Source organism: Gordonia sp. DT218 (assembly GCF_049847105.1).
GTDB lineage: Bacteria > Actinomycetota > Actinomycetes > Mycobacteriales > Mycobacteriaceae > Gordonia.
The window spans coordinates 1,256,808-1,282,043 of sequence record NZ_JBNCNS010000001.1 but is presented as its reverse complement, the minus strand read 5'-3'; the positions used below and the strand labels follow the sequence as shown (position 1 = coordinate 1,282,043).

The 25,236-nt window shown below is 67.0% G+C and carries 25 protein-coding genes and 1 tRNA gene; 15 read left to right on the top strand and 11 right to left on the bottom strand.

Annotated elements, in window-relative coordinates; all coding sequences use genetic code 11:
• Positions 1-14: 14 nt before the first annotated feature.
• The 4 genes from ACPXCG_RS05995 (at position 15) to ACPXCG_RS05980 (ending at position 3,980) form a co-directional block, all read left to right on the top strand.
• A complete protein-coding gene (locus tag ACPXCG_RS05995) occupies positions 15-782 on the top strand; it encodes a class I SAM-dependent methyltransferase (protein WP_425790020.1) in 768 nt (255 codons plus the stop codon).
• A 145-nt stretch (positions 783-927) separates the two neighbouring features.
• Positions 928-1,761, top strand: a complete 834-nt coding sequence (locus ACPXCG_RS05990) for a carbon-nitrogen hydrolase family protein (RefSeq protein ID WP_425790018.1) — start codon at positions 928-930, stop codon at positions 1,759-1,761.
• The gene (locus ACPXCG_RS05985; protein ID WP_425790017.1) at positions 1,758-3,002 is read left to right on the top strand and encodes an LmeA family phospholipid-binding protein; all 1,245 of its coding nucleotides are present in this window, start codon (positions 1,758-1,760) and stop codon (positions 3,000-3,002) included. The genes ACPXCG_RS05990 and ACPXCG_RS05985 overlap by 4 nt, the downstream gene beginning before the upstream one ends.
• 156 nt (positions 3,003-3,158) lie before the next feature.
• Complete coding sequence (locus ACPXCG_RS05980; protein ID WP_425790015.1) at positions 3,159-3,980, top strand: DUF1542 domain-containing protein; 822 nt, start codon at positions 3,159-3,161, stop codon at positions 3,978-3,980.
• Between the two features lie 10 nt (positions 3,981-3,990).
• Here the strand turns inward: ACPXCG_RS05980 and purU are convergent, their stop codons facing one another.
• The gene (purU, locus tag ACPXCG_RS05975) at positions 3,991-4,905 is read right to left on the bottom strand and encodes a formyltetrahydrofolate deformylase (protein WP_425790013.1); all 915 of its coding nucleotides are present in this window, start codon (positions 4,903-4,905) and stop codon (positions 3,991-3,993) included.
• A 27-nt stretch (positions 4,906-4,932) separates the two neighbouring features.
• On the opposite strand from purU, the gene deoC reads away from it, so the two are divergent.
• Complete coding sequence (gene deoC, locus ACPXCG_RS05970) at positions 4,933-5,610, top strand: deoxyribose-phosphate aldolase (RefSeq protein ID WP_425790011.1); 678 nt, start codon at positions 4,933-4,935, stop codon at positions 5,608-5,610.
• An 80-nt stretch (positions 5,611-5,690) separates the two neighbouring features.
• Here the strand turns inward: deoC and ACPXCG_RS05965 are convergent, their stop codons facing one another.
• On the bottom strand, positions 5,691-6,806 hold the full coding sequence (locus tag ACPXCG_RS05965; protein ID WP_425790009.1) for an acyl-CoA dehydrogenase family protein: 1,116 nt from the start codon (positions 6,804-6,806) through the stop codon (positions 5,691-5,693).
• A gap of 171 nt (positions 6,807-6,977) precedes the next feature.
• Here ACPXCG_RS05965 and ACPXCG_RS05960 point away from each other — a divergent pair, with 171 nt between their 5' ends.
• Together ACPXCG_RS05960 and ACPXCG_RS05955 are read left to right on the top strand one after the other, a co-directional pair.
• Complete coding sequence (locus tag ACPXCG_RS05960) at positions 6,978-8,210, top strand: aminotransferase class I/II-fold pyridoxal phosphate-dependent enzyme (RefSeq protein ID WP_425790007.1); 1,233 nt, start codon at positions 6,978-6,980, stop codon at positions 8,208-8,210.
• The gene (locus ACPXCG_RS05955; RefSeq protein ID WP_425790005.1) at positions 8,207-9,700 is read left to right on the top strand and encodes an NAD-dependent epimerase/dehydratase family protein; all 1,494 of its coding nucleotides are present in this window, start codon (positions 8,207-8,209) and stop codon (positions 9,698-9,700) included. The genes ACPXCG_RS05960 and ACPXCG_RS05955 overlap by 4 nt, the downstream gene beginning before the upstream one ends.
• Positions 9,701-9,742: 42 nt before the next feature.
• Here the strand turns inward: ACPXCG_RS05955 and ACPXCG_RS05950 are convergent, their stop codons facing one another.
• Together ACPXCG_RS05950 and ACPXCG_RS05945 are read right to left on the bottom strand one after the other, a co-directional pair.
• Positions 9,743-10,693, bottom strand: coding sequence for an NAD(P)/FAD-dependent oxidoreductase (locus tag ACPXCG_RS05950; protein ID WP_425790003.1), 951 nt, complete (start codon positions 10,691-10,693; stop codon positions 9,743-9,745).
• A 27-nt stretch (positions 10,694-10,720) separates the two neighbouring features.
• Complete coding sequence (locus tag ACPXCG_RS05945; RefSeq protein WP_425790001.1) at positions 10,721-11,590, bottom strand: class I SAM-dependent methyltransferase; 870 nt, start codon at positions 11,588-11,590, stop codon at positions 10,721-10,723.
• Positions 11,591-11,638: 48 nt separating this feature from the next.
• On the opposite strand from ACPXCG_RS05945, the gene ACPXCG_RS05940 reads away from it, so the two are divergent.
• Both ACPXCG_RS05940 and ACPXCG_RS05935 read left to right on the top strand, forming a co-directional pair.
• Complete coding sequence (locus ACPXCG_RS05940; protein WP_425789999.1) at positions 11,639-12,202, top strand: helix-turn-helix domain-containing protein; 564 nt, start codon at positions 11,639-11,641, stop codon at positions 12,200-12,202.
• Between the two features lie 106 nt (positions 12,203-12,308).
• Complete coding sequence (locus ACPXCG_RS05935) at positions 12,309-13,580, top strand: L,D-transpeptidase (RefSeq protein ID WP_425789997.1); 1,272 nt, start codon at positions 12,309-12,311, stop codon at positions 13,578-13,580.
• 20 nt (positions 13,581-13,600) lie between these two features.
• Here the strand turns inward: ACPXCG_RS05935 and ACPXCG_RS05930 are convergent, their stop codons facing one another.
• Positions 13,601-14,371 (bottom strand): SDR family NAD(P)-dependent oxidoreductase, encoded by a 771-nt coding sequence (locus ACPXCG_RS05930; protein ID WP_425789996.1) that lies wholly within the window; start codon positions 14,369-14,371, stop codon positions 13,601-13,603.
• 42 nt (positions 14,372-14,413) lie between these two features.
• Here ACPXCG_RS05930 and ACPXCG_RS05925 point away from each other — a divergent pair, with 42 nt between their 5' ends.
• From ACPXCG_RS05925 to ACPXCG_RS05915, 3 genes are read left to right on the top strand one after another with little or no spacing between them, the layout of a single operon-like run.
• Positions 14,414-15,535 (top strand): ROK family protein, encoded by a 1,122-nt coding sequence (locus ACPXCG_RS05925; RefSeq protein ID WP_425789994.1) that lies wholly within the window; start codon positions 14,414-14,416, stop codon positions 15,533-15,535.
• 56 nt (positions 15,536-15,591) lie between these two features.
• Entirely contained in the window at positions 15,592-16,404 is an 813-nt protein-coding gene (locus tag ACPXCG_RS05920) for a transglutaminase-like domain-containing protein (RefSeq protein ID WP_425789992.1), read from the top strand.
• Positions 16,405-16,408: 4 nt separating this feature from the next.
• Positions 16,409-17,524 carry a zinc-binding metallopeptidase family protein gene (locus ACPXCG_RS05915; protein WP_425789990.1) on the top strand — a complete coding sequence of 372 codons (1,116 nt, stop codon included), beginning with the start codon at positions 16,409-16,411 and terminating at the stop codon, positions 17,522-17,524.
• Positions 17,525-17,755: 231 nt separating this feature from the next.
• On the opposite strand, the gene otsB is transcribed toward ACPXCG_RS05915, so the two are convergent.
• The 4 genes from otsB to ACPXCG_RS05895 form a co-directional block, all read right to left on the bottom strand.
• Positions 17,756-18,547, bottom strand: a complete 792-nt coding sequence (gene otsB / locus ACPXCG_RS05910) for a trehalose-phosphatase (protein ID WP_425789988.1) — start codon at positions 18,545-18,547, stop codon at positions 17,756-17,758.
• Positions 18,544-20,079, bottom strand: coding sequence for an alpha,alpha-trehalose-phosphate synthase (UDP-forming) (locus ACPXCG_RS05905; RefSeq protein ID WP_425789986.1), 1,536 nt, complete (start codon positions 20,077-20,079; stop codon positions 18,544-18,546). Before ACPXCG_RS05905 ends, otsB begins: the two co-directional genes overlap by 4 nt.
• A gap of 4 nt (positions 20,080-20,083) precedes the next feature.
• Entirely contained in the window at positions 20,084-20,245 is a 162-nt protein-coding gene (locus ACPXCG_RS05900) for a hypothetical protein (protein ID WP_425789985.1), read from the bottom strand.
• Between the two features lie 80 nt (positions 20,246-20,325).
• On the bottom strand, positions 20,326-21,822 hold the full coding sequence (locus ACPXCG_RS05895; protein ID WP_425789983.1) for a threonine/serine ThrE exporter family protein: 1,497 nt from the start codon (positions 21,820-21,822) through the stop codon (positions 20,326-20,328).
• 4 nt (positions 21,823-21,826) lie between these two features.
• Here ACPXCG_RS05895 and ACPXCG_RS05890 point away from each other — a divergent pair.
• Positions 21,827-21,901 (top strand) — tRNA-Thr (locus tag ACPXCG_RS05890).
• Between the two features lie 95 nt (positions 21,902-21,996).
• Here ACPXCG_RS05890 and ACPXCG_RS05885 read toward each other — a convergent pair.
• The gene (locus ACPXCG_RS05885; protein ID WP_425789981.1) at positions 21,997-22,254 is read right to left on the bottom strand and encodes a hypothetical protein; all 258 of its coding nucleotides are present in this window, start codon (positions 22,252-22,254) and stop codon (positions 21,997-21,999) included.
• 101 nt (positions 22,255-22,355) lie between these two features.
• Between ACPXCG_RS05885 and ACPXCG_RS05880 the strand changes: the two genes are divergently transcribed.
• The gene (locus ACPXCG_RS05880; RefSeq protein ID WP_425789979.1) at positions 22,356-23,912 is read left to right on the top strand and encodes a carboxylesterase/lipase family protein; all 1,557 of its coding nucleotides are present in this window, start codon (positions 22,356-22,358) and stop codon (positions 23,910-23,912) included.
• A gap of 12 nt (positions 23,913-23,924) precedes the next feature.
• Here the strand turns inward: ACPXCG_RS05880 and ACPXCG_RS05875 are convergent, their stop codons facing one another.
• A complete protein-coding gene (locus tag ACPXCG_RS05875) occupies positions 23,925-24,671 on the bottom strand; it encodes an SDR family NAD(P)-dependent oxidoreductase (protein WP_425789977.1) in 747 nt (248 codons plus the stop codon).
• A 225-nt stretch (positions 24,672-24,896) separates the two neighbouring features.
• Between ACPXCG_RS05875 and ACPXCG_RS05870 the strand changes: the two genes are divergently transcribed.
• Complete coding sequence (locus ACPXCG_RS05870) at positions 24,897-25,172, top strand: hypothetical protein (RefSeq protein ID WP_425789975.1); 276 nt, start codon at positions 24,897-24,899, stop codon at positions 25,170-25,172.
• The last annotated feature ends 64 nt before the right edge of the window (positions 25,173-25,236 follow it).

Genomic DNA, 25,236 nt, shown 5'->3' with positions numbered 1-25,236 from the left:
TCCGGGCGCGGCGGATGAAACGGGTCGGTCGGGTCACGCGGGGGACCACGAACATCAATCGCCTGCGGCGCGTGGACCGGTGGATGGTCCACGACGACGTGGTCGTCCGTGCGCTGAGTGATGTGCCGCAGCCGATCGTCGTCGACCTGGGTTACGGCGCCCGCCCCGACACCGCTGTCGAGATGGCACTGCGTCTGCGGAAGGTCGCTCCCGGACTCCAGATGGTCGGTCTCGAGATCGATCCCGAACGCGTGGTGGAACCTCGTGCCGGAGTGCGGTTCGCGCTCGGCGGTTTCGAATTGGCGGGTCTCACCCCGCATCTCGTCCGGGCATTCAACGTCTTGCGGCAGTACGACGAGGACGAGGTCGCGGCGGCCTGGGCGCAGATGCAGGCTGCACTCGCGCCGGGTGGGCTCATCGTCGAGGGCACCTGCGACGAGATCGGCCGTCGCTGCTGCTGGGTGCTCCTGGATGCCGACGGGCCGCGGACGTTGACGTTGTGCTGGTCGCCCGAGCACACCGAACGCCCGTCCGAACTCGCCGAGCGGTTGCCCAAGGTGCTGATCCACCGCAACGTTCCCGGCGAACCCGTCCACCGCCTCCTGCGGCTCGCGGATCGGTGCTGGGATGTGGCTGCGACGCACGCCGCCTACGGTCCGCGGATTCGCTGGCGGCAGGCGCTCACCCTGCTCCGCGCGCAGGGGACAGATGTCGTGATTCCCCGGGGCCGAAGCGTCGACAACATTCTGACGGTGCCGTGGTCGGAGGTCGCACCCAGGTAGGTCGGCCGCGGTGGAGCCGTTCGTTCGGATGCCGCGGCGGAGCCGTTCGTTCAGATGCCGCGGCGGAGCCGTTCGTTCAGATGCCGCGGCGGAGCCGTTCGTTCAGATGGTTGTCAGCTGTTCGCCGGTGGCTACCCTGGTGCCCATGCGAATTGCGATGGCGCAGATCACGTCGGGCACCGACCCGGCCGCCAACCTCGAGTTGGTCGCGTCCGCCGCGCACACGGCGTCCGACGGCGGGGCCGATCTGGTGGTGCTGCCGGAGGCCACGATGTGCCGTTTCGGGGTGCCGCTGGGCCCGGTGGCCGAACCCGTGGACGGTCCGTGGGCGACGGCGGTGTCGGAGATCGCCGCGCGTCACGAGATCACCGTGGTCGCGGGGATGTTCACCCCCGACGATGATCGGGTGCGCAACACCCTGGTGATCGCCCGCCCTGACGGCACCCGGCTGTCCTACGACAAGATCCACCTCTATGACGCCTTCGGTTTCGCCGAGTCGCGCACGGTCGCGCCCGGGGAGGACCCGTTGACCTTCGCGATCGGTGACGTCGTCGTCGGCGTCGCGACCTGCTACGACATCCGGTTCCCGGCGCTGTTCACCGAACTGGCGTCACGCGGGGCGCAGCTCATCGTGGTGCCGGCGTCGTGGGGCGCGGGTCCGGGCAAGGTGCATCAGTGGGAGGTGCTGGCAACCGCCCGAGCGTTGGATTCGACGACGTTTGTCGCAGCGGTCGGACAAGCCCTGCCTGCGGATTCAGCGGTTCGAGAGTCGTCGGCACCCACCGGCACAGGACACAGCCAACTCACAGATCCCTTCGGTAGCGTGGTCGCAGCGTACGACGAAGGCGTGCATATCGGCGTCCACGACATCGATACTCGCGCAGTGGAGAAGGCCCGCAGCACCCTGGCCGTTCTCAACAATCAACGGCCTATCCGACCGGCCTCGGCACCTATGACAACTGAGGACCTCACGACATGACCGACAGCGAGAACAGCGACAGCGCGAAGCCCGGCAGCGACCCCACCGGCAGCGACCCCACCGGCAGCGACCCCACCGGCAGCGACCCCACCGACGGCGACCCCACCGACGGCGGCCGGACGGACAGCGGCCCCACCGACAGTGGCACCGGAGAAGATCAGACCGGACAGGGCCATGCCCCTGGCGAGCAGCCCCGGAGCGAGCAGGCCGCAGGCGAGCAAGCCGAAGTTGGTCAGCCTGCAAGCGTTCCCCACCCGGCGGACCCCGGAGAGCACACGACCCAATTCGATCCTCCGTCGACCGAAGAATCCCCGCGCGCCTACTCGCAGGTCGGCCGCACCGAGACCACCCGATTCGAGGACCAGGGTCAGACGACGGGGTTCGGACCGTCCGACGGATTCGCCCCCATCCCGCCGAACTCGGATCCCGGCGTCGTGACGACGGCGCCCGCACGGCGTAAACGCAGCACCGGCAAGATCATCGCGGCGTCGTCGGCGGCTCTCGTGATCCTGCTCGTCATCGCCGCGGTCGGTAGCGAACTCTACCTGCGCAACAAAGCCACCGACTGCATGAAGAGTGCGTTCGCCGACCTCACGGGCACCGAGACGTCTGTGTCGTTGAGCCGAAAGCCGATGCTGCTGCAAGGTTTTGGCAACGACATTCCGTTCGTGCAGGTCGACACCGCCGACAAACCCGGTGAGATGCGACTGCACGCACGAGCAGAAGGCATCAAGGGCGACGGCGACAGCTCCACCATCCACTCACTGGTCGGCACCGGCTTCGTTCCTTTCGACCGGGTGGTCGCCATGAGCAAATCGATGACCTCCGGCGCCGACTCATCGGCGTCCGGTGCCGGTCAGTCGGGAGCGGCGGGACTGATGCAGGGCGCCACCATCGACTCGATGACCGGGAACGCGGCCGACGGCACCATCCAGGTGGACTCGTCGGTGCAACTCGCGTTCCTGCCGATCCCGGTGTCGACGACGATCAAACCGACGGTGCAGGACGGCCACGTGCACTTCGAGGTCGTCAAGGCCAACGCGTTCATCTTCGGCATCCCCGCGGACTTCGCCCAGCAGGTCGTCGACAGCGTCTCGGGTTCGCTGTTCGGCCAGCTGAACCAGGTCACCGTGAAGAACTTGAAGGTGACCGACCAGGGTGTCGACTTCGCCGTGGACGGCAACGACGTGAAACTCAGCGGACAGGTCGCGGGCGGCTCGGGAGACTGCAAGGCCGCGTGACGCGTAACGCTCCGTTCTGAGCACGGACGCCGGACCTGCGGCGACGCGCGCGTCCTCGGATCGCCGGTACGCTGGGAGATGTCCGATTTTACCGGTCTGGTGGGATGCCCACGGCTCCCGAGCTGACGGGTGAGGTGTACCCAGACGGAGGAGAAAATGAGCGCACTGATCCTGATCGTTCTCGTGGTCCTGGTGGTCGTGGGCATCGTCGTGATGTCCCAGCAGCGGTCGGGTGCCAATGCCGCCCGTTCGCTCGATGATGCCAAGGCCGATGCCCGGCAGGCCATCGAACGTCTCGGCGGCCAGGTCTTCATGTTGGTCGGCGACGGCCCGGCGTCGAAGCAGGCACTAGCCGATGCCGGAGAGCGCTACAACGCCGCCGGATCGCAGATCGAGCAGGCCAACAGTGTCGCCCAGGCGCGACTGGCCAAGCAGACCGCGATCGAAGGCCTGTATTACGCCCGCGCCGCGCGGACCGCGATGAATCTCGATCCCGGCCCCCCGGTTCCGGAACTGGAAGGCCAGAAGAGTGCCGGTGCGGTCACCGAGGACCGCACGGTCGACTTCGAAGGACGACAGGTCGAGGCGTCACCCGGCCCGTCGTCGCGGACCCCCAACTACTACCCCGGCGGTCGCGTCGCAGGTCGGCCGGTGCCTGCGGGCTGGTACTCCGAGCCGTGGTGGAAGCCTGCGCTGGTCGCCGGCGCATGGGGCATCGGTTCGATGTTCCTGTTCTCCGCGATGTTCTCGGGCATGGCCGGCGTCAACTACGACGCCAATGCGTTCGAGAACGGCGCCGGTGACGGTTCCGATGGCGGCGCCCTCGACGGCGGGGACGGCGGCGGAGATGGTGGCGACGGTGGCGGTGATTTCGGCGGCGGGGACGGCGGCGATGGTGGCGGCGGATTCTTCGACGGTGGCGGCGACGGCGGCGGTTTCTTCGATGGTGGCGGCGACTTCGGTGGGTTCGACTTCTGATCGGCGAACGCTAGCTGAAGACGACCGTCTTCCGGCCGTGCACGAGGACCCGGTCCTCGAGGTGCCACCGCAGTCCGCGCGAGAGCACGAGCGTCTCGATGTCGCGTCCCTGGCGCACCATGTCGGCCACGGTGTCGCTGTGGTCGACCCGGATGACGTCCTGCTCGACGATCGGACCCGCGTCGAGGTCGGCGGTGACGTAGTGGCAGGTGGCGCCGATCAGCTTGACGCCCCGCGCGAACGCCTGGTGATAGGGCCGCGCCCCGATGAAGCTGGGCAGGAAGCTGTGATGGATGTTGATCGCCCGACCCCTCCAGGCGTCACACAGTTGGGGCGGCAGGATCTGCATGAAGCGCGCCAGCACGACCGCATCGGGTGAATAACCGTCGACGACGCGGCCCAATTCCTCGAAGGCGGCATCCTTGTTGTCCGGCGCGAACGGCACGTGATGAAACGGCACGTCGAACCGAGTGACCAGGTCCTCGAGGTCGCGGTGATTGCCGATCACCGCGGACACGTCGGCCGGTAGCTCGCCACGGTGGGCGCGGCCCAACAGATCGACGAGGCAGTGGGTTTCCTTGCTGACCAGCAGCACCACTGACTTCGGAGTCCCGGAGTCGGTGAGCCGCCACTCGGTTCCCGGTCCCAACTCGGCCGCCACCTCGTCGGCGAACCGAGCCCGCATCTCGTCGACACTCATCGCCACCGATCCGGCGCGCACCGTCTGGCGAGTGAAGAACCAGCCGGTCTCGGCATCGGAGTGATATCCGGCCTCGGTGATCCAGCCGCCGATCTCGGCGAGGAAACCGGAGATCCGCGCGACGATGCCGGTGCGATCCGGGCACCCGAGGGTCAGCACGTACCGATGTTCGGGGTCGGTTCGGTCGGTGGTGGTCGCTGCGGGGGATATCTCGGGTACTGCCACATCTGTCAGTGTGCCAAGCTCGTCTGTGTGACCACCAGCGACCTGACCCGCCGCGACGTCGCGGCCATCATCGACCACACCCTGCTCAAGCCCGAGGCGACCCGCGCCGCGGCCGAGGCGGCGGTCGCGGAGGCCGCCGAGCTGGGCGTCTACGCGGTCTGCCTGTCACCGTCGATGCTGCCGATCGACACCGGGAACCAGAAGACCTGTGTGGTGGCCGGGTTCCCGTCGGGCAAGCATCACTCACTGGTGAAGGCGTCCGAGGCGCGGCTGGCCGTGGACACCGGGGCCGACGAGGTCGACATGGTGATCGATGTGGGCGCGGCCGTGGACGGGAGATTCGACGAGGTGTTCGTCGATGTCCTGACCGTGCGGGAGGCCATCGGGGAGGGCGTCGTGCTGAAGGTCATCATCGAGTCCGCGGCGCTGCTCGAGCTGACCGGCCCCGACACCGTCACGGAGGTGTGCCGTCGCGCGGTGCAGGCCGGAGCGGCGATGGTCAAGACCTCCACCGGGTTTCACCCGGCCGGCGGCGCGAGCGTCGAGGCGGTGCGGCTCATGCGCGCGGCCGTCGGCGATCGCGTCGGCGTCAAGGCGAGCGGCGGGATCCGCACCGCCGAGTTCGCCGCCGAACTCATTGCGGCCGGCGCGACGCGGCTGGGACTGTCGTCGTCGCGGACGGTGCTGGACGGTTTTCCGGCGTAACCATTTCCGGCGGCCAACCGCTCCGACGGCCAGCTGCTCACCAGCGCGGGCACGCGACGCCGACGGCCTAGGTCTCGCTCTCAGGCGAAGGCGAACTCATGTCCCGCATGATATTTGGCGAGTGATTCGGACACCGACCGTCGTGACGGGGGATGGAAGGCGAACGCGTGAACAGCCGCGGCGAGATATCCGATGTCGGACGACTTGATGAACGCGATACCGCCCAGTGACTCGATCGCGGCCGACGATGCCCGGACGAGTGCATCACGAATAGCTATGCGGCACAGGAGCAGACGCACCGATATGTCTTGGCCACGCTCACCTTCGTCGAGGGACCGCGCAATGCTCTCCACCGCTGCCATGCCGTTCTCGATGTCGGCAGCTGCACGCACATATCCTTCGTGGTCGTTCTTGCCTGCGGCGAGCAACCTCTCGAGTAGTGAGCTCGCGGCGCCGAGGTAGTTGGCAGTGATGAGGAGACCGAACCACAGGTAGCCCGTCATCTCGTGTTGTCCGTTCGGGTCATCTGCGTCGTTGAGGAGCACGAGATCGGCCGGGACCTCGACGTCGTCGAGTTGCACCTCGTCACTCTCGGCGCCGGCAAGTATCTGGGTCTCCCAGAATCGGTGCACCGAGATCCCGGGTGTATCCGCAGGTATGAGTGCGATGGCACGTTCGCCGGTGTCGACTTCCACGCTGGCGGTCAAAAGGTTCATCGAGCTCGACAGACTGCATGGCTTCTTGCTGCCGTTGATGACATAGCTCGAACCCTTCTTCCGTGCGGACATGGTGGGGATGAAGACGCTGCCCCCGGTGACGCCCTCGGAGAACCCCGATGCGATGACGGCCCGCTGCTCCACGAGTCCTTGGATCAGGGCACGGTCCTCCTCCGTCGCAGCCTGCGCGAACTCGTTGAGTGTGGCCAAGGACAGATGGTGCATCGTGGTGCCCGCGCCGAGCGAAGGCGATCGACTACCGATGGCACGTTGTACCCGCACCGCATCGAGCGCGGATGCACCAAGACCTCCGGACTCCTTCGGGATGGTGAGCGCGGTGCCCCCGGCGTCGCGGAATCGCGCAATGGCGCCGCTGTCTCTGGCCTCCAGTGCGAGCAGCGGTGTCTCATCGAGGTAATCGGCGAGATCGGGCAGGTATGCCTTCAGTGCTTGGCGTTCACGGGTCATCAGTGCGGTCATGACGCTCCTCAGTCGTTCGTGGATGCCCCCGGATATCCCCGGGATCTCGAACCGTGGTTCGTGGCGCGGAGTCACGCGGATTGGCCGTGCAACCAATCTGATGTTCGCGCCGGTCCGAACCACCCGGGAAATCCGCTCACACATCCGCAATTGCGAGGGAGATCTTCACTGATGGCTGTGAACAGATTGATCCAAAGGCTCGAAGGTGACGACCGCGTGAAGCTGCTACGTGCAGGTCGTGGCACCGAGGGAAATCCCTATTTCCGCGTCATGGAATCCGCCACCTCACCTGTTGTCCAGGTCGAAGGTGAAGATCGGATCATGCTCGGTTCCAACAACTACCTGGGGCTGGCAGATCACCCCGCGATCCTCAAAGGTGCGCAAGCCGCGCTCGACAGGTTCGGTGGCGCCGTAACCGGAAGTCGCCTGCTCAACGGCACCATGGACCTCCATCTCGAACTCGAGTCGGAGATTGCACAATGGCACGGCACCGAGGACGCCATGGTGTTCACCACCGGTTATCAGACCAACCTCGGCACGATCAGCGCCTTGGTCGGACCTGGCGACACCGTGGTGGTGGATTCTGCTGCACACGCGTCGATTCGCGACGGGTGCGCACTCTCCGGTGCCACCACCCGGAAGTTTCGACACAATGACGTAGCCGACCTGGAAAGCATCCTCGCCGAGGCCTCTGAGTCGTCGGAGGCCGTCTTGGTGATAGTCGACGGCCTGTACTCGATGGAAGGCGACCTTGCGCCGCTGGCGCAGATCTCCGCGGTGTGCAACGGTTTCGGCGCCGCATTGATGGTCGACGAAGCTCACAGTCTGGGATTGTTCGGCGCGCAGAGAACCGGGGCGGCGGAACTCTTCGGCACCGACAGCGATACAGATGTCCGGATGGCATCCCTGTCCAAGAGTCCCAGTTCCACTGGAGGTTTCATCGCGGGATCCGGTGACCTGCTCGACTCACTCCGGGTCAACGCCAAAGCGTTCCTGTTCACCACCTCTGGCGTTCCGGCCGCGGTGGGCGGGTCATTGGCGGCCGTGCGACTCATCCGCAGCGAAGAGGGCGCGCAGCGTGCCCGACGCGCATTGGACAACGCGGCGGTTCTCCGTTCCGGACTGCTGGAGAATGGGCTCGACGTCAGCGCGTTGTCACCGTTGCCCGATGGAAACACCACGGTGACACCCATCGTCGCGGTTCACGTCGGTGATGACGTGCAGGCGATGGACCTGTGGCGGAAGATCTTCGCCAAAGGTGTGTTCACAAGTGCCGCACTGTATCCGGCGGTTCCGCGGGACGGTGCCATGCTTCGCCTCTGTGTCATGGCCACGCACACCGATGCTCAACTCCGCCGAGCAGTCGAGGTGATTTCCGAGACCTTGAACGAGGATGCCGCATGAGAGTTGCCGTCACCGGAGCGACGAGTGACTTCGGCGCCGCGATCCTCCCCGCGTTGTTGGCCGATCCCGAGATCGACAGCGTCATCGGGTTGAGCCGGCGGCCGCTCGAGTTGCAGCATCCGAAACTCGACTCCGTGCACATGGACATTCGCGACCCGCAGATCGAAGACGTCTTCCGCGGCTGCGAGGCGGTGGTACACCTGGCCTTCGTGGTGGAAGAGCTTCGCGACAAGCAGGCCACACACGACATCAACGTGCGAGGCTCACGCAATGTGATCGACGGCGCCGCACGCGCCGGTGTGCGTCGTTTGGTGATCGCATCGAGCATCAACGCCTACGGTCCGGAGATCTATGCCGAGCCCGTCGACGAAGATGTCTATCCTGCAGGCGATCCGGTGCGATACTACTTCTACGACAAGGCCGAGGTGGAACACTACGCCGAATGGTGGTTACGCCGACACCCGCGTGAGATGGCAATTTCGATGCTCCGGCCGACCTACATCATCGGTCCGAACTTCGCCAACGACGGCATCGACCAGCTCACCGGCCCCATCGGCGCCTTCCCTCGAGCCGACGACGCGTCGTATCAGTTTCTGCACCAACGAGACATGGCCGACGCGTTCCATCGTGCGACGAAGCAAGATCTGATCGGCCCCTTCAACCTCGCGCCACGTGAGTGGGTAGGTGTCCGCGAGCTGGCGGCAATGCAGGGCCAGCGCATGTTCTCCGTGCCCGAACGACCCGCCATCGTGGCCGCCAACATCGCTTTTCGGCTCCGCCTCACGGCGTTCTCCGGACATTGGGTGACGGCGGGTGAGACGGTGGTCGATTCGACACGGCTGACCGAGGCCACCGGCTGGCAGCCCACCTTGACCGCACGTGAGTCGGCGGCGATCATGATTCTCTTGCAGGGCAAGGCATTACTACGCAGAGAAGATGCGTTGGACCGGCATCTGGCCTGCGAGTGGGCACTCGAGCCTGCCTCGGAGTACGCCGGGGTCGACGGGCGGGGGGTCGAACACACGCAGCTTGCGGTTTCGGTTGGCAGCGTGCATGCCGAAGTGCACGTCGCGACGAGTGGCGAAGCGACCGTTGTCCTTCCGGCCCCGCTCGGACTCCACGCCCGGTATCTCACGGAAAAGGCCGTCGAACTTGCGGAGAGCGGCATCAACGTTGTTGTCGTCGACCTTCCAGGGCACGGATTGAGTACCGGGAAACGCGGTCACGTACTCGAACCGTCAGTCACCGAAGCGCTCGCCGCCGCGGTGACATACGCGAGCGACAGGTTCGGCGGTTTGCCGAAGGTCATCCGCTTCGGCGGACCCGAACCCACATCACCTGGGCGGTTTCGCGTGCTGCCGTGCCGAAACACCTGTGCCAACCCCGACGACGGACTCCTGCCCCGCAGGGTTCGTCACGATGGCTCGCTGGCTCGGCTGACCTCCGCGGGCTCCGTCCGTGAAGTCAGAGAACTCGTTCGCGGAGGATGACCACCATCGGCCGGTGCACGATACGCCCGTGCGGCCGGGTGTCTAGGCCCGAACCCGCCGAGACTCGACTGCCGCGCGGGTGTCTTCGGCGATCAGATCCGCGTTGACCGCTGCGCCCGCGTTCACTCCGGCCCCCATCGAGACGGCCACCGTGGCGGCGAGATCGGCGACGTTGCCGGCCGCCCACACGCCCGGGACATCGGTCATGCCCATCGGGCCGGTTGCGACGTACTGACCGCCCATCGGGTGGTCGGCGAGTGTACCGCCGAGTCGGGTGAACAGCGCCGAGCGGACGACGAACCGTGGCGCGACCACCACAGCCTCGCGTTCCACCTCGGTGCCGTCGCCCAGGACCACGGCCCGCACCGCGCCGTCTTCGATCGCCAGATGGTCGACGAGTCCGTCGACGACCCTCACGCCCAGGGCCGAGAGCTGTTCCGCCTCTTCGGCTCCGATCTCCGGGATGGTGTGTGTGAACAAGGTGACATCGTCGCTGAGCTGGCGGAACATCAGCGTCTGGTGCACCGACATAGGGCTGGTGCCGAGCACGCCGATCCGCCGACCGCGCACCTCGTATCCGTGGCAGTACGGGCAGTGCAGGACCGACGATCCCCAGAGTTTTTGCACGCCTGGTACTTCCGGTAGCTCGTCGACGAGGCCGGATGCGAGGACGACGCGTCGTGCGGTGATCGCGCTGTCGTCGCCGAGAGTGAGATCGAAACGGCCGGAGTCGCTGCGCGTTCCGTCGACGACCTCCGCGGTGCGGATCTCGACGCCGTAGCCGCGGGCTTCGGCTCGCCCTTTCTCGAGCAGTTCGAGGGGAGGTGTGCCCTCCTGGCCGAGGACGTTGTGGGCGTGTCCGGCCGGGGCGTTGCGCGGTTGGCCGGCGTCGAGGACGACGACCGAGCGCAGGGATCGCGCCAAGGTGGTCGCCGCGCTCAGGCCCGCGGGACCGCCACCGACGATGGCGACGTCGAAGGTGTTGCTGCTCATGGTTTCTCTCGCTTTCGGCAGGGGGATCTAGGAGTTCTCGGGTCGTCGCGCGATCCAGGCGATGCGACTGCTGCGCACGACCAGGTCGTTGCGGCGACGAAGGGAGGTCGGGTTGTCGTCGTGGAGGAGTTGGTCGACGGCGGCCAGATCTTCTGCTGAGGCGTCGTCATCGGTGAGGCCGGACCGCACCCGCGTCAGCCATTCGACCGCGTAGTCGGCCGCCGCGGCGGGCGGATTGTCGAGGTCGGTCGGGATGTCGCGGGTCTCGACGATCTCGAAGTCGGCCGCGGTGATGCTCGGTGCCCAGTCGGGCCGCCCGTTCCATCCGCCGTTCCAGCCTTTCCCGAGGATCGCCTCACGCAGGCGCTGCTCCACCTCACCGTCGGCGGAGTCCGGGGGCAGGAAGGTCGGCGGCTCGGCGATCTCGACGATGGCGAGCACGCCGCCGGGCCGCAGGGCCCGGAACGTCGAACGGAGCAGAGCTTCCGCATCGGCGAAATGGTGCAGCGTCGACGACGCCCATGCGACGTCGACGTCGGAGATGTGGTCGGGGAGTGCGCTGTCGAGATCGGCGGTCACGGTGCGGACCTGCCCGTCGAGTCCGGCCTCCTGCGCGGCCCGGGCGACGCGCTCGAGCAGTTCGGCCGAGTTGTCGAGCGCGACCACCTGCGACGACCCGAATCGCCGGGCCAGTGCGAGCGTCCCGGTGCCGGTCCCGGAGCCCAGGTCGAGCATGGTCCGGGGCTCGGGTACGAGCACCGCGATCCGGTCGCAGACCTCGCCGAGGTAGTGACCGTTCACGGTGGCGTCGAGGTCGAGGACCGTCGCCATCGTGTCGGCATCGGGATGATCCCCGTGTCCGTGCGCGTGGTGATGGGTGTTGTGGGAGTGCGCCATGACATCGAGGGTAGCGACGCTATGCGTCATGCGCATATAGTCTTGCGCATGGAGCAAGAAATCGATGCCGTCGTCCGCCAGCGCATCCGGGGTCTGCGCATTGCGAAGGGGTGGACCCTCGACTCGATGGCGGCACGCTGTTTCCTCAGCCCGTCGACTCTGAGTCGGATCGAGACAGGCCACCGCAGGGTCGCGTTGGATCAGCTGGTGCCGATCGCCCGCGCGCTCGGCACCTCGCTCGATCAGCTCGTCGAACCGGTCGGCGACGACGACGTCGTGATCCGGCCCGAGCCGCACACATCAGCCGGCATGACCGTCTGGAAGCTCTCCCGCGACGGCGCGCCCGGCGGGGTGACGGTGGCCAAGATGCGGGTGACGACCGAGCATCGCGTCGACCCTGATCACCTCGGGGTTCACCCTGGTCGGGAGTGGTTCACCGTGATCTCCGGGACCATCCGTCTCCACTTGGGCGAACGTGTGATCCTGGTGCCGCCGGGTCAGGCAGCGGAGTTCTCGACGATGATTCCGCACGGCATGACGGCCGTCGAAGGGCCCGCCGAGATCGTGTCGATCTTCGATCACGACGGTGAGCGGGCGCATATCCCCGGGTGAGAACACCTGCCGTCGAGCGGGCAGTGCGGACTCCGAACGTGAATTCGGCGACATCACAGCAGGCAGGCCGGGTTTTCTCGAGTTTCATCGGTACGCTGGACACGTTATGAGCGCGCACCTTCCCCTCTCCCGTCGAGCCGTCCTCGCAGCCGCCGGTATCGGCGCCGTCGGCGTGGCCGCGGCGGCCTGTTCCACCGGCAAGTCCGGCAGCACCGACGACGCGAAGCCCGATGCACCCACGGTCAACGTCGTCTACACGCCTGCGCTGGATTCCGGCGACGCCCCCAATCCGACCGCAGCAGTCTCCGTGAAAGCCGAGAACGGCCTGCTCAACCCAGACGTCAAGCTCCTCAACCCCAGCGGCAAGGTCGTCGCAGGCACCATGTCGGAGGATCGGAAGACCTTCACCGTCAGCGAGCCCCTGGGCTACGGCTCGCAGTACACCTGGCACGGCAGCGCGGTCGGCTACGACCGGGTCAGCACGCAGGTCACCGGCTCCTTCACCACGCTGTCGCCCCAATCGCAGATGAACGTGGTGGTCAACATCGGTGACGGGCAGGAAGTCGGGATCGCGGCGCCGATCATCCTGAAGTTCGACGACACGGTCGAGGACAAGGAAGCGGTCGAGAAGGCTCTCACGGTCACCACCGAACCGCCCATCGAAGGAGCCTGGGCGTGGCTCGGCGAGGACAACGGTTCGCGAGCGCACTGGCGGACCAAGGAGTACTACGCACCGGGCACCAAGGTGCACATGTCGGCCAAGCTGTACGGCGTCGATCACGGCGGCGGCGCCTACGGTGCAGCCGATGTGACGAGCGATTTCGTGATCGGCCGGTCGCAGGTGGTGAAGGCCGCGGCGCCATCCCATCAGATCGTCGTGGTGCGCGACGGAGGCGTGTTGATGACCTTGCCGTGCAGTTACGGCGGGGGCGACCTCGACCGTAACGTCACGCGCTCGGGCATCCACGTGGTCACGGAGAAGTACGAGGATTTCTTCATGAGCAACCCTGCCGCGGGGTACTTCAACATCCGAGAGCGTTTCGCCGTGCGGATCTCCAACAACGGTGAGTTCATCCACGCGAATCCGGAAACCATTGGCGTGCAAGGATCGTCGAACGTTACCAACGGCTGCATCAATCTCTCGCTGGAGAACGCGCAGCGCTACTTCGAGTCCGCGATCTACGGCGATCCCGTCGAGGTGACGGGCACCCGCATCCCACTCTCCGAGGCCGACGGTGACATCTTCGACTGGATCTACGACTGGGACTCGTGGACCGGGATGTCGGCGATCAAGGGTGATCCGTCACAGGTCACCGCGCCTGCCACCCCGTCCGGTGCGCCGACCTCCAACGCGCCCGCACCGGCGCCGCCCGGCTGATCACCGGAACCGACTGTCGCTCAGCCGGTCTTGACGTTGCGTCGGGCCGATGCCTGATCGCGCGGCTTGATGACGATCTGGTCGAGATCGACGTGAGGCGGACGGGACGCGACAAAGGCGATCACCTCGGCGACGTCGTCCGCGCTCAGCGGCGTGAGACCCTCGTACACCGCATCGGCTCGCTCCTTGTCACCCTCGAAACGGACGAGGGAGAAGTCCGTCTCCACCATGCCGGGCGCGATCTCGGTGAGGCGCACGGGCTTTCCGAGCAGCTCGAAACGCAGGGTCCGGTGCATCACCGCCTGCGCGTGCTTGGCCGACGTGTACCCGGACCCGTTGTCGTAGGCCTCGATCGCGGCGATCGAGGTTATCGTCACGATGAGCCCATCCCCGGAGGCGATGAGTGCCGGGATCAGCGCCTTGGTCATCCGCAGGGTGCCGAGGACGTTCGTCTCCCACATCCATCGCCAGTCGTCGAGGTCGGCGGTCGCCACCGGGTCGAGTCCTTTGGCGCCGCCCGCGTTGTTCACCAACACATGAACCTTCTCGAGGCCTGCGACAAAGGCATTCACAGAGGTCTCGTCGGTCACGTCGAGTTGTCGACCGGTGCCACCGATCTCGTTCGCGAGCTCGTCGATCAGCTCGGTTCGTCGCGCTCCGAGCACCACGTGGTAGCCCTGCGCGGCCAGCTGTCGGGCCGTCGCCGCGCCGATGCCCGAGCTGGCGCCGGTCACCACCGCGACCTTCTGCTCGGAGTCCGACGAACCTGATTGTGCCGTGCTGCTACTCATGCGTTCAGCTTAGCGACGCCCGCGGATTGCTAGATTCAGTGCATGTTGCCCACCGGAGTCGTACCCGCGGCGCTGCAGGTGGGCTCGATCCCCGCGGCCGCGGTGCTGCAGGCGGTTCGGGTCAACGCGCCGGTCACGCGTGATCATCTGTCGGCGGCCACGTCACTCTCACCGGCGACGATCAACCGGCAGGTCACGATTCTCTCGCGTCTGGGACTCGTCGTCGAACGGCCCGATCTGGTCGACCCCGGCGGTATCGGCCGGCCGAAGAATCCGCTGACCCTGGATCGAGACAAGCTGTGTGTCGCCGGAATGCACATCGGGGCGCGCCGGACGTTGCTGGCGATCGCCGACCTCGGTGGCCGCACGCTTTACAGTCACGCCGTGCGCACCCCGCGCGACGAGTCCGCGGTCGGCGACCTCTGCCGGCAGTTGCGTGAGCTCGCCGCGCGCTTCGGTGGCCGACGGTTGCTGTGGGCGGGTGTCGCATCCGGCGGTCTGGTGGATGCCGCGACCGGGGTCATCGACCACCCGGTGCTCGGCTGGCGCCGGGTGCCGATCGGGACGATGCTGTCCGAAGAACTCGGGGTCCCGGTCTCGGTGTGCGAACACGTGCAGGCGATGGCGGCCGCCGAACTCTTGTTGACCTACCCGCGAGAGTTCGACGGCACGGCGCTGTTCTTCTACGCGCGGGAGACTGTCGGCATGGCGATGACGATCGAGGGCAAGGTCCACATGCCGTTGCGGGGGGCCGGGACCATCGGGCACCTGCCGGTGCACGCATCGGTCCTCGCGTCCCCCGGCGCAGCCACGTTGCAACAGGTGATCGGCAGCACGCCGGCGCGCCGGGCGGCGAAACGGCTGGGGATCGCCGACGATGCCGCGCCCATCGCCGACGATCGTGCGGAGGTTCTCGGCGTCGCCGTGGCGATGTTGCGCGACGTCATCAATCCGGACGCGATCGTGGTGTCCGGCGACGCGTTCGCCGCACATCCCGACGGCCTGGCACCGGTGCAGGCCGCCTTCGACAAGGCATCGACCACTCGCCGGCCGATCGAGATCGCACCGTCCCGCTTCGGGATTCGCGTGCAGGAGAGTGCGGCGGTGGTGGTGGCGCTCAGCGTCATCTATGCCGATCCGGTCGGGGCGACCGCCACCGACTGAGCGAGTCGGACAATGCCCGCGGTACCGGCGGGCCGCCGATGACTTACCGTGGTGCCATGACCACATCCCCACGTGACGTCGCGGCGTCCCTCGAGGTATATGTCTCCGCCGCCACCGAGCTGGAGATGCAGATAGCGGTCGCCCGGCTCCCCGGACTGTCGATGACCGAATCGTTGACGGTCACGATCGACGGAAATCCGGTCCAGCCCGAAGAGATCGTCGGGGAGCACGGCAGCCGCATCCACCGCCTGCAGATCGAATCCGGCCTGGTGGCCATCGAGTACTCGGCGTCGGTCACGACTCCGGCCGACCCGATCCCGGTCGGCGTGACGGACCGTTCGATCTATCTGCGGCCCAGTCGATATGCGGAGTGCGACAAGTTCTTCGGATTCGCCGCCGGACAGTTCGACACGAGCCTGCCACCCGATGAGCTCCTCAACCAGGTGACCCAGTTCGTCCAGAATCGGTTGAACTACATACCCGGTGCGAGCGACCCGATCGACGGCGCCGCGGACACACTGCTCGCCGGTGCGGGCGTCTGCCGCGACTATGCGCACCTCGTCGTCGCGCTGCTTCGGGCGCTCAACATCCCGGCGCGTCTGGTCGCCGTCTACGCGCCGGGTTGTGACCCGATGGACTTCCACGCGGTGGCCGAGGCCATCATCGACGACGAATGGGTCGTCGTGGATGCCACCCGTCTCGCGCCCCGGCAGAGCCTGGTGCGGATCTCCACCGGCCGTGACGCCGCCGACACCGCCTTTCTCGACAATCACCGCGGGACGATCAACCTCAACTACTACAAGGTCACCGCGACGGTGCGGGGGGATCTGCCGGTGGACACCGGAGAGCAGCGTATCCGCATAGGCTGACGCCATGCATGCACTCACGTGCCCGATCTGCAACGCGCTCTCGGGTTTCGTCAACCAGGAATGCCCGGGATGCGGTACCACGGTGGGGCTCCACCTGCCCTCGCGTTCCCTGGTGGTGGCTTCCGAAGACGGTGTCGAGATCGACGGCAAGCGGTGGGTCCGTTGTTCGAACTGGTCCGGCACCGGCTGCAACTGGATGACCCTGGCCGAGGTCGACGAGACCTCGATCGGACTGCGGGGCCGCTGCTTTCCCGGTTCACTGGTGCGTCGCCACCCCGAGACCGACGACACGATCGCGCTCGAGAAGCTGAACCCGACCGCTCGGGACATGCGGATGCTGATCTATCAACTCGTCGACCTCGGGCTGCCGGTGGAACCGTTCTGGCGCTCCGACGGCGGCCTGGCCTTCGACCTGCTGTCGAGTCTGACCACGGGACGCCAGGTGATGATCGGCCACGCCAACGGGGTGATCACCATCGACCTCGCGGAGTCGATGGATGCCTACCGCGAACGGCTGCGGGTGGACCTCGGTGAGCAGTATCGGACCATGCTCGGTCACTTCCGGCACGAGGTCGGGCACTACTACGAGCACATCCTGGTCGAAACCGGTGACGGTGCAACCGAATACCTCGACAAGGCGCGTGAGATCTTCGGTGACGAACGAACCAGTTACGCCGACGCGATCACCCGCCACTACACGTCCGGCCCACCGCGCAACTGGCAGGATTCGTTCATCTCCGAGTACGCCACAATGCATCCGTGGGAAGACTTCGCCGAGTGCTTCGCCCATTACCTGCACATCACCGGAACCATCGACACCGCACGGGAATCCGGGCTCATGCTGGAGAGTGATCAGGTCCGCTTCACCATGGACCACGACATCGTCCCGCTTGCCTCGTACGCCGACGAACCCATCGAGCGCCTGCTCTACGACTGGAAGTGGTTGTCTACGATGTTCAATCGGGTCAACGCCGCGATGGGCCGTCGGCCGCTCTACCCGTTCGACATCCCGCAGCCGGTGGTCCGCAAACTCGGCTTTGTGCACCGGGTGATCCGTGAGACCGCCGAGCGGCAACATGCGCACGACCCGCTCGTCGACGCCCCGGTGGCATCCTTCTGACCGGCGTCTCGCCGATCGGGCGCAGAATCCCGTCGATCGGGCGCACTCCTGCGTCGATCGGGCGCGGCTCAGGGCTGACTGTGCGCAGAATCTCGCCGACTGTGCGCTGACATATTCTCCTGCGCACACTCGCCGCGAATCTGCGCCCGGTCGGCGAGATTCTGCGCCCGATCGGCGCTGGACTGTGCCCGATCGGCGCTGGTCTGCGCCCGGTGGGCGTTCCGCGGATCGTCAGGCCTTGTCGGTCAACCATTCCCGGCGACGGCCGGTGATGAACTCGAGCACAGTCGCCACGTCGTCGGTGTCCTCGATCCGATGGGAGGCCGCGGTCTCGCCTGCGCCGACCTTGATGCTCACATCGCCGTCGGCGGTGCGCAGATGTGCGAATGCCTTCTCGTCGGTGACGTCGTCTCCGAGGTAGATCACCACATCGGCGTCGAAGCGATCGCGCAGAACGTCGAGGGCGTGGCCCTTGCTGGTCTCGATGACGGCGAGTTCGACGACGGCCTTGCCCTCGGTGACCTCGACGCCGGGCCACGTGGCAGGGGCCGAGAGGGTGCGCCGCAGCGCGGTCTCGGCGTCGGCAGGGGTCGCGTTGCGTACGTGGATGACCGCGCTCGCAGGCTTGGTCTCCACCATCGCTCCGGGGTAATCGCCCGCGATGGAACGTAATTCGTCGATGATGCGGGCGAGGAGAGCGCGATGCTCGTCGGTGATCTCCGACGCGAATCCGGACTCGAACTCGCTGCCGTGGCTACCCACCAGGATCACCGGCGCCGTGAGCCCCGACAACTCCGCGAGCACCGACAGCGCACGCCCGGAGATGACGGCCGCCGCGGTGTCCGGCAGACTGCCCGCCGCCTCGATCGCCGCGACGGACGCCGGATCGGGGACGGCGTCCTCGGGCCGGGAGACCAGCGGTGAGACGCACCCGTCGTAGTCGGATGCCACCAGCAGACGACGCGACTGCGCGGCACTCAGCAACGCCTCACGTAGGTCGGCCGGGATTCCGGTCGCGCTCATTCGTCCCGGCCGGACGATTCGGCACCGCCGTCGACGAGGTGGACGCCGCGGTTGGCGTCGGCGGCCGTCTCCGACAATGAGGACAGGGTGCCCAGGAAGCTCTCCGCCCACTTCGTCACGTTGTGGGTGAGGACCTGACGACGAAGTGCGCGCATCCGCCGTCTGCCCTCGTTCTGGGTCTGCTCGACAGCGGCGACGATCGCGTCCTTGACGCCGTCGAGATCGTACGGGTTCGCTTGATATGCGCTCCGCAATTCGGATGCGGCGCCGGTGAATTCGCTGAGCACCAGCGCGCCTCCGAGATCACTGCGGCAGGCCACGTACTCCTTGGCGACCAGGTTCATACCGTCGCGGAGCGGGGTCACCAACATGACGTCGGCGGCGACGAAGAAGGCGATCAGTTCGTCGCGGGGGACCGGACGGTGCAGGTACTGGACCACCGGACGGCCGACGTTGCCGTACACGCCGTTGATGTTTCCGACGAGCTGCTCGATGCCTGCGCGCATCCGGACGTAGCTGTCGACGCGTTCTCGGCTCGGCGTGGCCAGCTGCACCATGACGGTCTGCTCGGGATCGATCCGCTTCTCCGCCAGGAGTTCCGACAGGGCCTTGAGCCGCACATCGATGCCCTTGGTGTAGTCGAGCCGGTCGACGCCGAGCATGATCGTCTTCGGATTGCCGAGTTCCTCGCGGATCTCCACCGCCCGCTTACGGATCTGCTTGGAGCGGGAATTGGCGTCGAGCTCGCCCGAGTCGATGGAGATGGGGAAGGCGCCCACCCGCACCGTGCGGAATCCGACCTGGACCACGCCGAAGCGGGATCGCACGCCCACCGAGCCCTTGCTGGTGGCCTGTCCGGCCAGCCGGCGGGCGAGGAAGAGGAAGTTCTGTGCGCCGCCGGGCAGATGGAACCCGATGAGATCCGCGCCGAGCAGGCCTTCCACGATCTCGGTCCGCCACGGGAGTTGCATGAACAGTTCGACCGGCGGAAACGGGATGTGGAGGAAGAATCCGATCTTGAGATCGGGCCGCAGCATCCGCAGCATCTTGGGGACCAGCTGCAGCTGGTAGTCCTGGATCCACACGATCGCGCCCTCGGCGGCCGCGGCGGCGGTCTTCTCGGCGAACCGGCGATTCACCTCGACATAGGTGTTCCACCATTCGCGGTGGTACTCGGGCTTGACGATCACGTCGTGATAGAGCGGCCACAGGGTCGCGTTGGAGAATCCCTCGTAGTACTCGGCGATCTCGTGTGTCGACAACGGGACCGCATGGATCTCGACGCCCTCGATGTCCGGGTTGTCGTCGGAGTCGGCGATGCCGGACCAGCCCACCCACGCCCCGGTCTGCGCACGCAGGATCGGCTCCAGCGCGGTGACCAGGCCGCCGGGGCTGCGTTTCCAGTTGGCGGTGCCGTCGGGCAGCACTTCTTTGTCGACCGGGAGACGGTTCGCGACGACGACGAACTCTGCGTCTCCCTTGGGTTGTTCGGCGGTGGTCCCGCCGTTCGAAACGCGCCCGGACTCCGCCATCCCGCTAGGCGTTCTCGCCCGGCGCGATCCCCAACATGGACAGGAGCATCCGGCATTCGTCGGCGTCGGTCGCGTAGGCGGCGACGACGCGGCGCGCCGAGGTGGCGGTCTCGTCGGCCACCGGCTCCAACTCGTCGTCGGGGATGTCGGTTGTCTTCGCAGGCATGTGTTCCTCTTGCTTCGCAATCGTGTGTCCAGCGGTGGCTGGCGGCGCCGCGCCTGGTGTGGTGGGCGCGACACCCGATTCTACCTGCTCGGTCGTGGTCGCTGGGCGATGACCTGGCGACGTCGGTCACCCACCGGGAAGCGTCCGTGCACCCGGTTGCGTCGGAGCATCGCCATCCAGGCCGGCCGGACCGCCAGTTGGGGTCGGCGCAGCGAACGTGCGATGAACTCGCCGAGGGTGACGCCCGCGGCCAGAGCACAACCGATCGCGAGTGCACTGGTGATCCATGTGAATCCGTCGACGGTCTGTTCGTTGAGGATGCCGTACAGACCGCGATAGACCGCCAGACCCGGCAGCAGCGGCGTGATACCCGCCACCGCGACGACCAGCGGCGGGGTGAGGGCCCGGCGGGCCATCAGGCCACCGAGGAAGCCGACGAGTGCGGCCGCGATGCCGTTCGCGACGACGTCGCCGATCGAGGTGAACGTCGCCACCGCGACCACGGCCGCGCCGATGGCGCCACCCACGAACGCCACGGGCAGGGCTCGCTTCTCGGCGTAGCTGGCCAGCGCGTACGCCAGTGCGGCGACGGCCCCGGCGAAGATGCGGGACGGGAGCTCGACGGCGGGGAACGTGGTGCCCGGGGTGATCGTCGGGAGGTAGATGCCCACATGCTCGAACAACTGGATCGCGATACCGACGCCTGCGATCAGTCCCCCGGTCATGAGGAGGAGTTCGAAGAATCGGGCGACACCGGTGATCGGCGCGCCGGTGATCGCGTCCTGCACGGAACCGACGAGCGACAGACCGGAGAGCAGCACCACGATGCCGGCCGCGATGACGAACGACGGACTCAAGTCGAAATTGAAGCGCTCGGAGAGACCGAAGGTGATCGCAGCCGGCACCACCGCGATCACACCTCCGGTGAACTGCTGGAAGAACACCGGGGTACCGATCCGGTTGAGCCGGCGATTCACGAGGATCACCGCGACGGTGCTGACGAAGGCGAGGAGGGCGCCCAGCATTCCGCCACCCAGCAACACGGAGATGCCGCCGGCCATCACGCCCCACGCCGAGGTGGCGACCCAGTGCGGATAGGGGTGCGGCGCGGTGATGATCTCGTCGACCATCCGGTGCGCCGTCGACGGCGTGAGGGCCATGTCGCGGATGCGTCGCACGAGCCGGTCGATCTCGGCGAGTCGGGTGAAGTCCATCGAGCGGTAGTAGACCTGCTCCATCGTCGTGATGGGCGGCAGGGTGGCTCCGCGCCGCGCACTCACCACGATGGTGTTGTAGGTGACGTCCACGTCGACGTCCTCGAGGCCGTAGACGCCTGCGACGAATTCGATCTGGTGCTGCGTGTCCGTCGCGGCGGTGCCCGAATCCAGCAGTACCGCCCCGATCTTCGTCGCCAGATCGAGAACCTCGGTGATGGCGGCGACGTCGAAGCGGTCGATCGGCTTGCGCGGCGACACCATGATGCTGCCGGGCTCGATGGTGTCGATGGTGGCCTGACGGTCACCGACGAGGTGGATGGGGTTCAGGTACCCCAACGCGCGGCCGATATACTCGCGCACGCAGGCCTCCTTAGCTCAGTGGTAGAGCACTCGCCTTGTAAGCGAGCGGTCGTCAGTTCAATCCTGACAGGGGGCTCCATCGGATTTCCCGGCGCCGAGCCCGAAGGAAAACGCTTCCCGCGAGCGGTCTCGTTCCCGGTTGTGACGAGACTCATGTATCGCGGATCGCAGATATCAGATCACGCACCGAAACCCCATGTGCGAGGGCGCGGAATCGTCGGATTGGGCCGACCTCGCGGTCGGCCGATACGGCCGCCGGTCGCCCAGGTCCACCGGGACCGTCGTCGGGGTGAAGGCCGGTGATCCGGGTACCGGTTCGGCCGGATCGGCTCCCGGGAAGTCGGCGGGATCGATGGGCTTCTCGGGGTGGTCGTGGTCCGAGCCCATCCAGAACGTACCGCCGGGCAGCGGGATCAGATCGGTGAGCGGCACACCCCGACAATAGGACGTGTCTCGGACGTCCGGCGGTCTCGTGGGCGAAGTTCCGTGCGGTCCCGGGAGCAGCGTGCCCCGAATGGGGACACCATGGACGGATGCCGACAGCGGAAAGACCAGTCGTCCCCACCGGCCACGGGCCTGTCCGCGGGACCGCGGGCCCTGCGGTCGATGTCTGGAAGGGCATCCGGTACGCAGCACCGCCGGTCGGTGATCTCCGATGGCGTCGTGCGCGTCCGCCGGAGCCCCACGACGGCGTCGTCGATGCGGATGCGTTCGGCGCCGTCTGTCCGCAGGAACGGAATCCGGCGATCCTGCTCCGCAAGGACGTCCGGATGGACGAGGACTGTCTGTTCCTCGACGTCTGGTCGCCGAGCGGCGCAGCAGCCGACGCGGCCCGGTTCCCGGTGATGGTCTGGCTGCACGGCGGTGCGTATGTGTTCGGGAGTGGCAGTCAAGCGCTCTACGACGCAACCGACCTCGTATCGGGAGGTGACGTTGTGGTGGTCACCCTCAACTACCGGATCGGTGCGCTCGGCTTCGCCGATCTCACCTCGCTCAACCATCCCGACGCCGACCCGCGCTTCGAGTCGAACGCCGCGCTCAGCGACGTCCTGCTCGCGATGAGCTGGGTCCGCGACAACATCGCAGGCTTCGGCGGTGATCCCGACAACGTCACCGTGTTCGGGGAGTCGGCCGGCGCCGGTCTGGTCACCACGCTGCTGACGATGCCGGCCGCCGACGGCCTGTTCCACAAGGCGATCGCGGAGAGCTCGCCGGCCACCTCGATGTACGACCACGAGCGTTCGGCCGGCATCGCACAGCGATTCCTCGACGCGATCGGTATCGGGTCGGATGACGCCACCGAGTTGGACACCGTCGGCGTCGACCGCATCACGTCGGCCACCATGGCGGCTTTCACGGCCGTTCCCCTCGACAGCCCCGGCACCATCGCGTTCGCGCCGGTCATCGACGGCGATCTGGTACCTCGTCACCCGATGGACGTGTTCCGGGCGGGTGAGTCCTTGTCGGTTCCCCTGCTGATCGGCACCAACAAGGACGAGGCGTCCGCGTTCAAGTGGATGAAATCGCCGTTGATGCCGATCACGCCCGCCGACATCGAGCGCATGTTCGCGGCGATGATGACCGAGTACCCGGAGGTCGCGTTGCCGGAACGTGCACAGATCACCTCGGCCTACTCCGGGATGCGTCCCAAGGTCGCCGGCCTCGGGGTCGCGCGCGACATCGCCTTCCGGATGCCGACCCTCTGGCTCGCCGAGTCGCACAGCCGCCACGCGCCGGTCTTCCTGTATCGATTCGACTGGGCCACGCGGATGCTCCGGGCACTCCGGGTGGGGGCGACGCACGCAACCGAACTGCCCTATGTGTGGGGCAACCTGGTGTTGGGTCCGGCCGACATCACGTTCAAACTCGGCGGCCGCAAGACCGGGGAGGAGATCTCGGCGCGCATGCAGAGCCGATGGACGTCGTTCGCCCATCACGGCGATCCGGGTACCGGTGCGGCGCCGGCCTGGCCCGCGTTCGACGAACACACCAGGTCGACACTCGTCATCGACGAGACCGACCGCGTCGTCGACGACCTCGACGCCGAGATCCGCCGCGCCTGGGGCGACGAGGTGCTCAGCTTTCGCTAGGGCGGTCGGCGGTCAGACTGCCGTTCGCCCGCCGTCAACGGGTACCACGGCGCCATGGATGAGAGCCGCCGCCGGACCGGCCAGGTAGCAGATGGTCTCGGCGATGTCGTCGGGTGCGGCCACCCGACGGGCCGGTGCGGTGCGCGCGAGTTTCTCGAGTCCGGCCTCGCCCCAGACCTCGACGGTTCCCTCGGTGAGGGTGGGACCGGGTGCCACCGCGTTGACCCGTACGCCTCGGGGGCCGAATTCGGCCGCCCACGACTTGGTCAACAGGTTGAGGGCGGCCTTGCTGGACCCGTAGACCGCGCTGCCGGCGCTGCCGAACGACGCGACCATGGTGCTCACGTTGACGATGACGCCGTCGCCGCGTTCGGCCATCGCCGGCGCGAGGGCGCCGACGAGGTAGAACGGGGCCTTGACGTTGGTGGCGAAGCACGCGTCGAACACGTCCTCGGTGATGGACGTCGTCGGTCCCAGTGGTCCGACGGCGGCATTGTTGATCAGGATGTCCACCCGGCCCGCGGTCGCGATCGCCTGCTCGGCGAGGGCCTGACAACCAGCCGCATCCGAGAGGTCGGCAGCCGCGAAGTCGGCCGTTCCGCCATCGTCGCGGATCGCGTCGACCACCGACCGGCCCCGCCGGACGTCTCGACCGGTCACCACGACCCGGGCCCCGCGCGCCGCGAGCAGCATCGCCGTCGCCCGCCCGATGCCGCTCGTCGCTCCGGTGACCAGCGTCACCTGGCCCTGAAATGTCATGTGTCTCACCGTATAGCTGGACGCGGGCGCTGGGAACTGACCATGCGCATCGCAGCTGTCGAATCGGAGATGTGCGTTCGTGACGACGATTAGGTGCGTCGTGGCGACGGATGTTGTGAATTGACCCATGTCGACGCGTGCCGACCGTCGCCGACCGCATACATTGGAGCACTGCAGACATTCATCACGACTTCCGCGTGGTGCGGGGGAAAGGCGGTCGACGACATGGACCGGAATATCAACAAGGGGTCACGGCGGCGTTCGGCTCGGGTCACACGGCGGGTGATCGGCGCGAGCATCGCCGGAGCGGCGATGGCGGGTGCGCTCGCGTTTGCCGCGGCACCCGCGAACGCGGCACCGCTGCCGAAGGTCGAGCCGACGGTCGAGAATGCCGCGCCGACCCTCGACAACATCAAGCTGGGGATCGACCGCGCGGTCGCCACCAATCCGAAGCTGGCCCCGGCAGGCGAACTGGCGCTGTCCTTCTTCCCCAAGTACTGACCACCGACCTCCAGACGGTCGACGACTTCGAGCCCTGCCGGACAGATCCGGCGGGGCTCGACGT

Excerpts from the sequence above, each read along its gene's own strand:
- ACPXCG_RS05995 (WP_425790020.1), top strand. The coding sequence starts at position 15 with ATGAAACGGGTCGGTCGGGTCACGCGGGGGACCACGAACATCAATCGC.
- ACPXCG_RS05990 (WP_425790018.1), top strand. The coding sequence starts at position 928 with ATGCGAATTGCGATGGCGCAGATCACGTCGGGCACCGACCCGGCCGCC.
- ACPXCG_RS05985 (WP_425790017.1), top strand. The coding sequence starts at position 1,758 with ATGACCGACAGCGAGAACAGCGACAGCGCGAAGCCCGGCAGCGACCCC.
- ACPXCG_RS05980 (WP_425790015.1), top strand. The coding sequence starts at position 3,159 with ATGAGCGCACTGATCCTGATCGTTCTCGTGGTCCTGGTGGTCGTGGGC.
- ACPXCG_RS05965 (WP_425790009.1), bottom strand. The coding sequence starts at position 6,806 with ATGACCGCACTGATGACCCGTGAACGCCAAGCACTGAAGGCATACCTG.
- ACPXCG_RS05960 (WP_425790007.1), top strand. The coding sequence starts at position 6,978 with ATGGCTGTGAACAGATTGATCCAAAGGCTCGAAGGTGACGACCGCGTG.
- ACPXCG_RS05955 (WP_425790005.1), top strand. The coding sequence starts at position 8,207 with ATGAGAGTTGCCGTCACCGGAGCGACGAGTGACTTCGGCGCCGCGATC.
- ACPXCG_RS05950 (WP_425790003.1), bottom strand. The coding sequence starts at position 10,693 with ATGAGCAGCAACACCTTCGACGTCGCCATCGTCGGTGGCGGTCCCGCG.
- ACPXCG_RS05945 (WP_425790001.1), bottom strand. The coding sequence starts at position 11,590 with ATGGCGCACTCCCACAACACCCATCACCACGCGCACGGACACGGGGAT.
- ACPXCG_RS05940 (WP_425789999.1), top strand. The coding sequence starts at position 11,639 with ATGGAGCAAGAAATCGATGCCGTCGTCCGCCAGCGCATCCGGGGTCTG.
- ACPXCG_RS05935 (WP_425789997.1), top strand. The coding sequence starts at position 12,309 with ATGAGCGCGCACCTTCCCCTCTCCCGTCGAGCCGTCCTCGCAGCCGCC.
- ACPXCG_RS05930 (WP_425789996.1), bottom strand. The coding sequence starts at position 14,371 with ATGAGTAGCAGCACGGCACAATCAGGTTCGTCGGACTCCGAGCAGAAG.
- ACPXCG_RS05925 (WP_425789994.1), top strand. The coding sequence starts at position 14,414 with ATGTTGCCCACCGGAGTCGTACCCGCGGCGCTGCAGGTGGGCTCGATC.
- ACPXCG_RS05920 (WP_425789992.1), top strand. The coding sequence starts at position 15,592 with ATGACCACATCCCCACGTGACGTCGCGGCGTCCCTCGAGGTATATGTC.
- ACPXCG_RS05915 (WP_425789990.1), top strand. The coding sequence starts at position 16,409 with ATGCATGCACTCACGTGCCCGATCTGCAACGCGCTCTCGGGTTTCGTC.
- otsB (WP_425789988.1), bottom strand. The coding sequence starts at position 18,547 with ATGAGCGCGACCGGAATCCCGGCCGACCTACGTGAGGCGTTGCTGAGT.
- ACPXCG_RS05905 (WP_425789986.1), bottom strand. The coding sequence starts at position 20,079 with ATGGCGGAGTCCGGGCGCGTTTCGAACGGCGGGACCACCGCCGAACAA.
- ACPXCG_RS05900 (WP_425789985.1), bottom strand. The coding sequence starts at position 20,245 with ATGCCTGCGAAGACAACCGACATCCCCGACGACGAGTTGGAGCCGGTG.
- ACPXCG_RS05880 (WP_425789979.1), top strand. The coding sequence starts at position 22,356 with ATGCCGACAGCGGAAAGACCAGTCGTCCCCACCGGCCACGGGCCTGTC.
- ACPXCG_RS05875 (WP_425789977.1), bottom strand. The coding sequence starts at position 24,671 with ATGACATTTCAGGGCCAGGTGACGCTGGTCACCGGAGCGACGAGCGGC.
- ACPXCG_RS05870 (WP_425789975.1), top strand. The coding sequence starts at position 24,897 with ATGGACCGGAATATCAACAAGGGGTCACGGCGGCGTTCGGCTCGGGTC.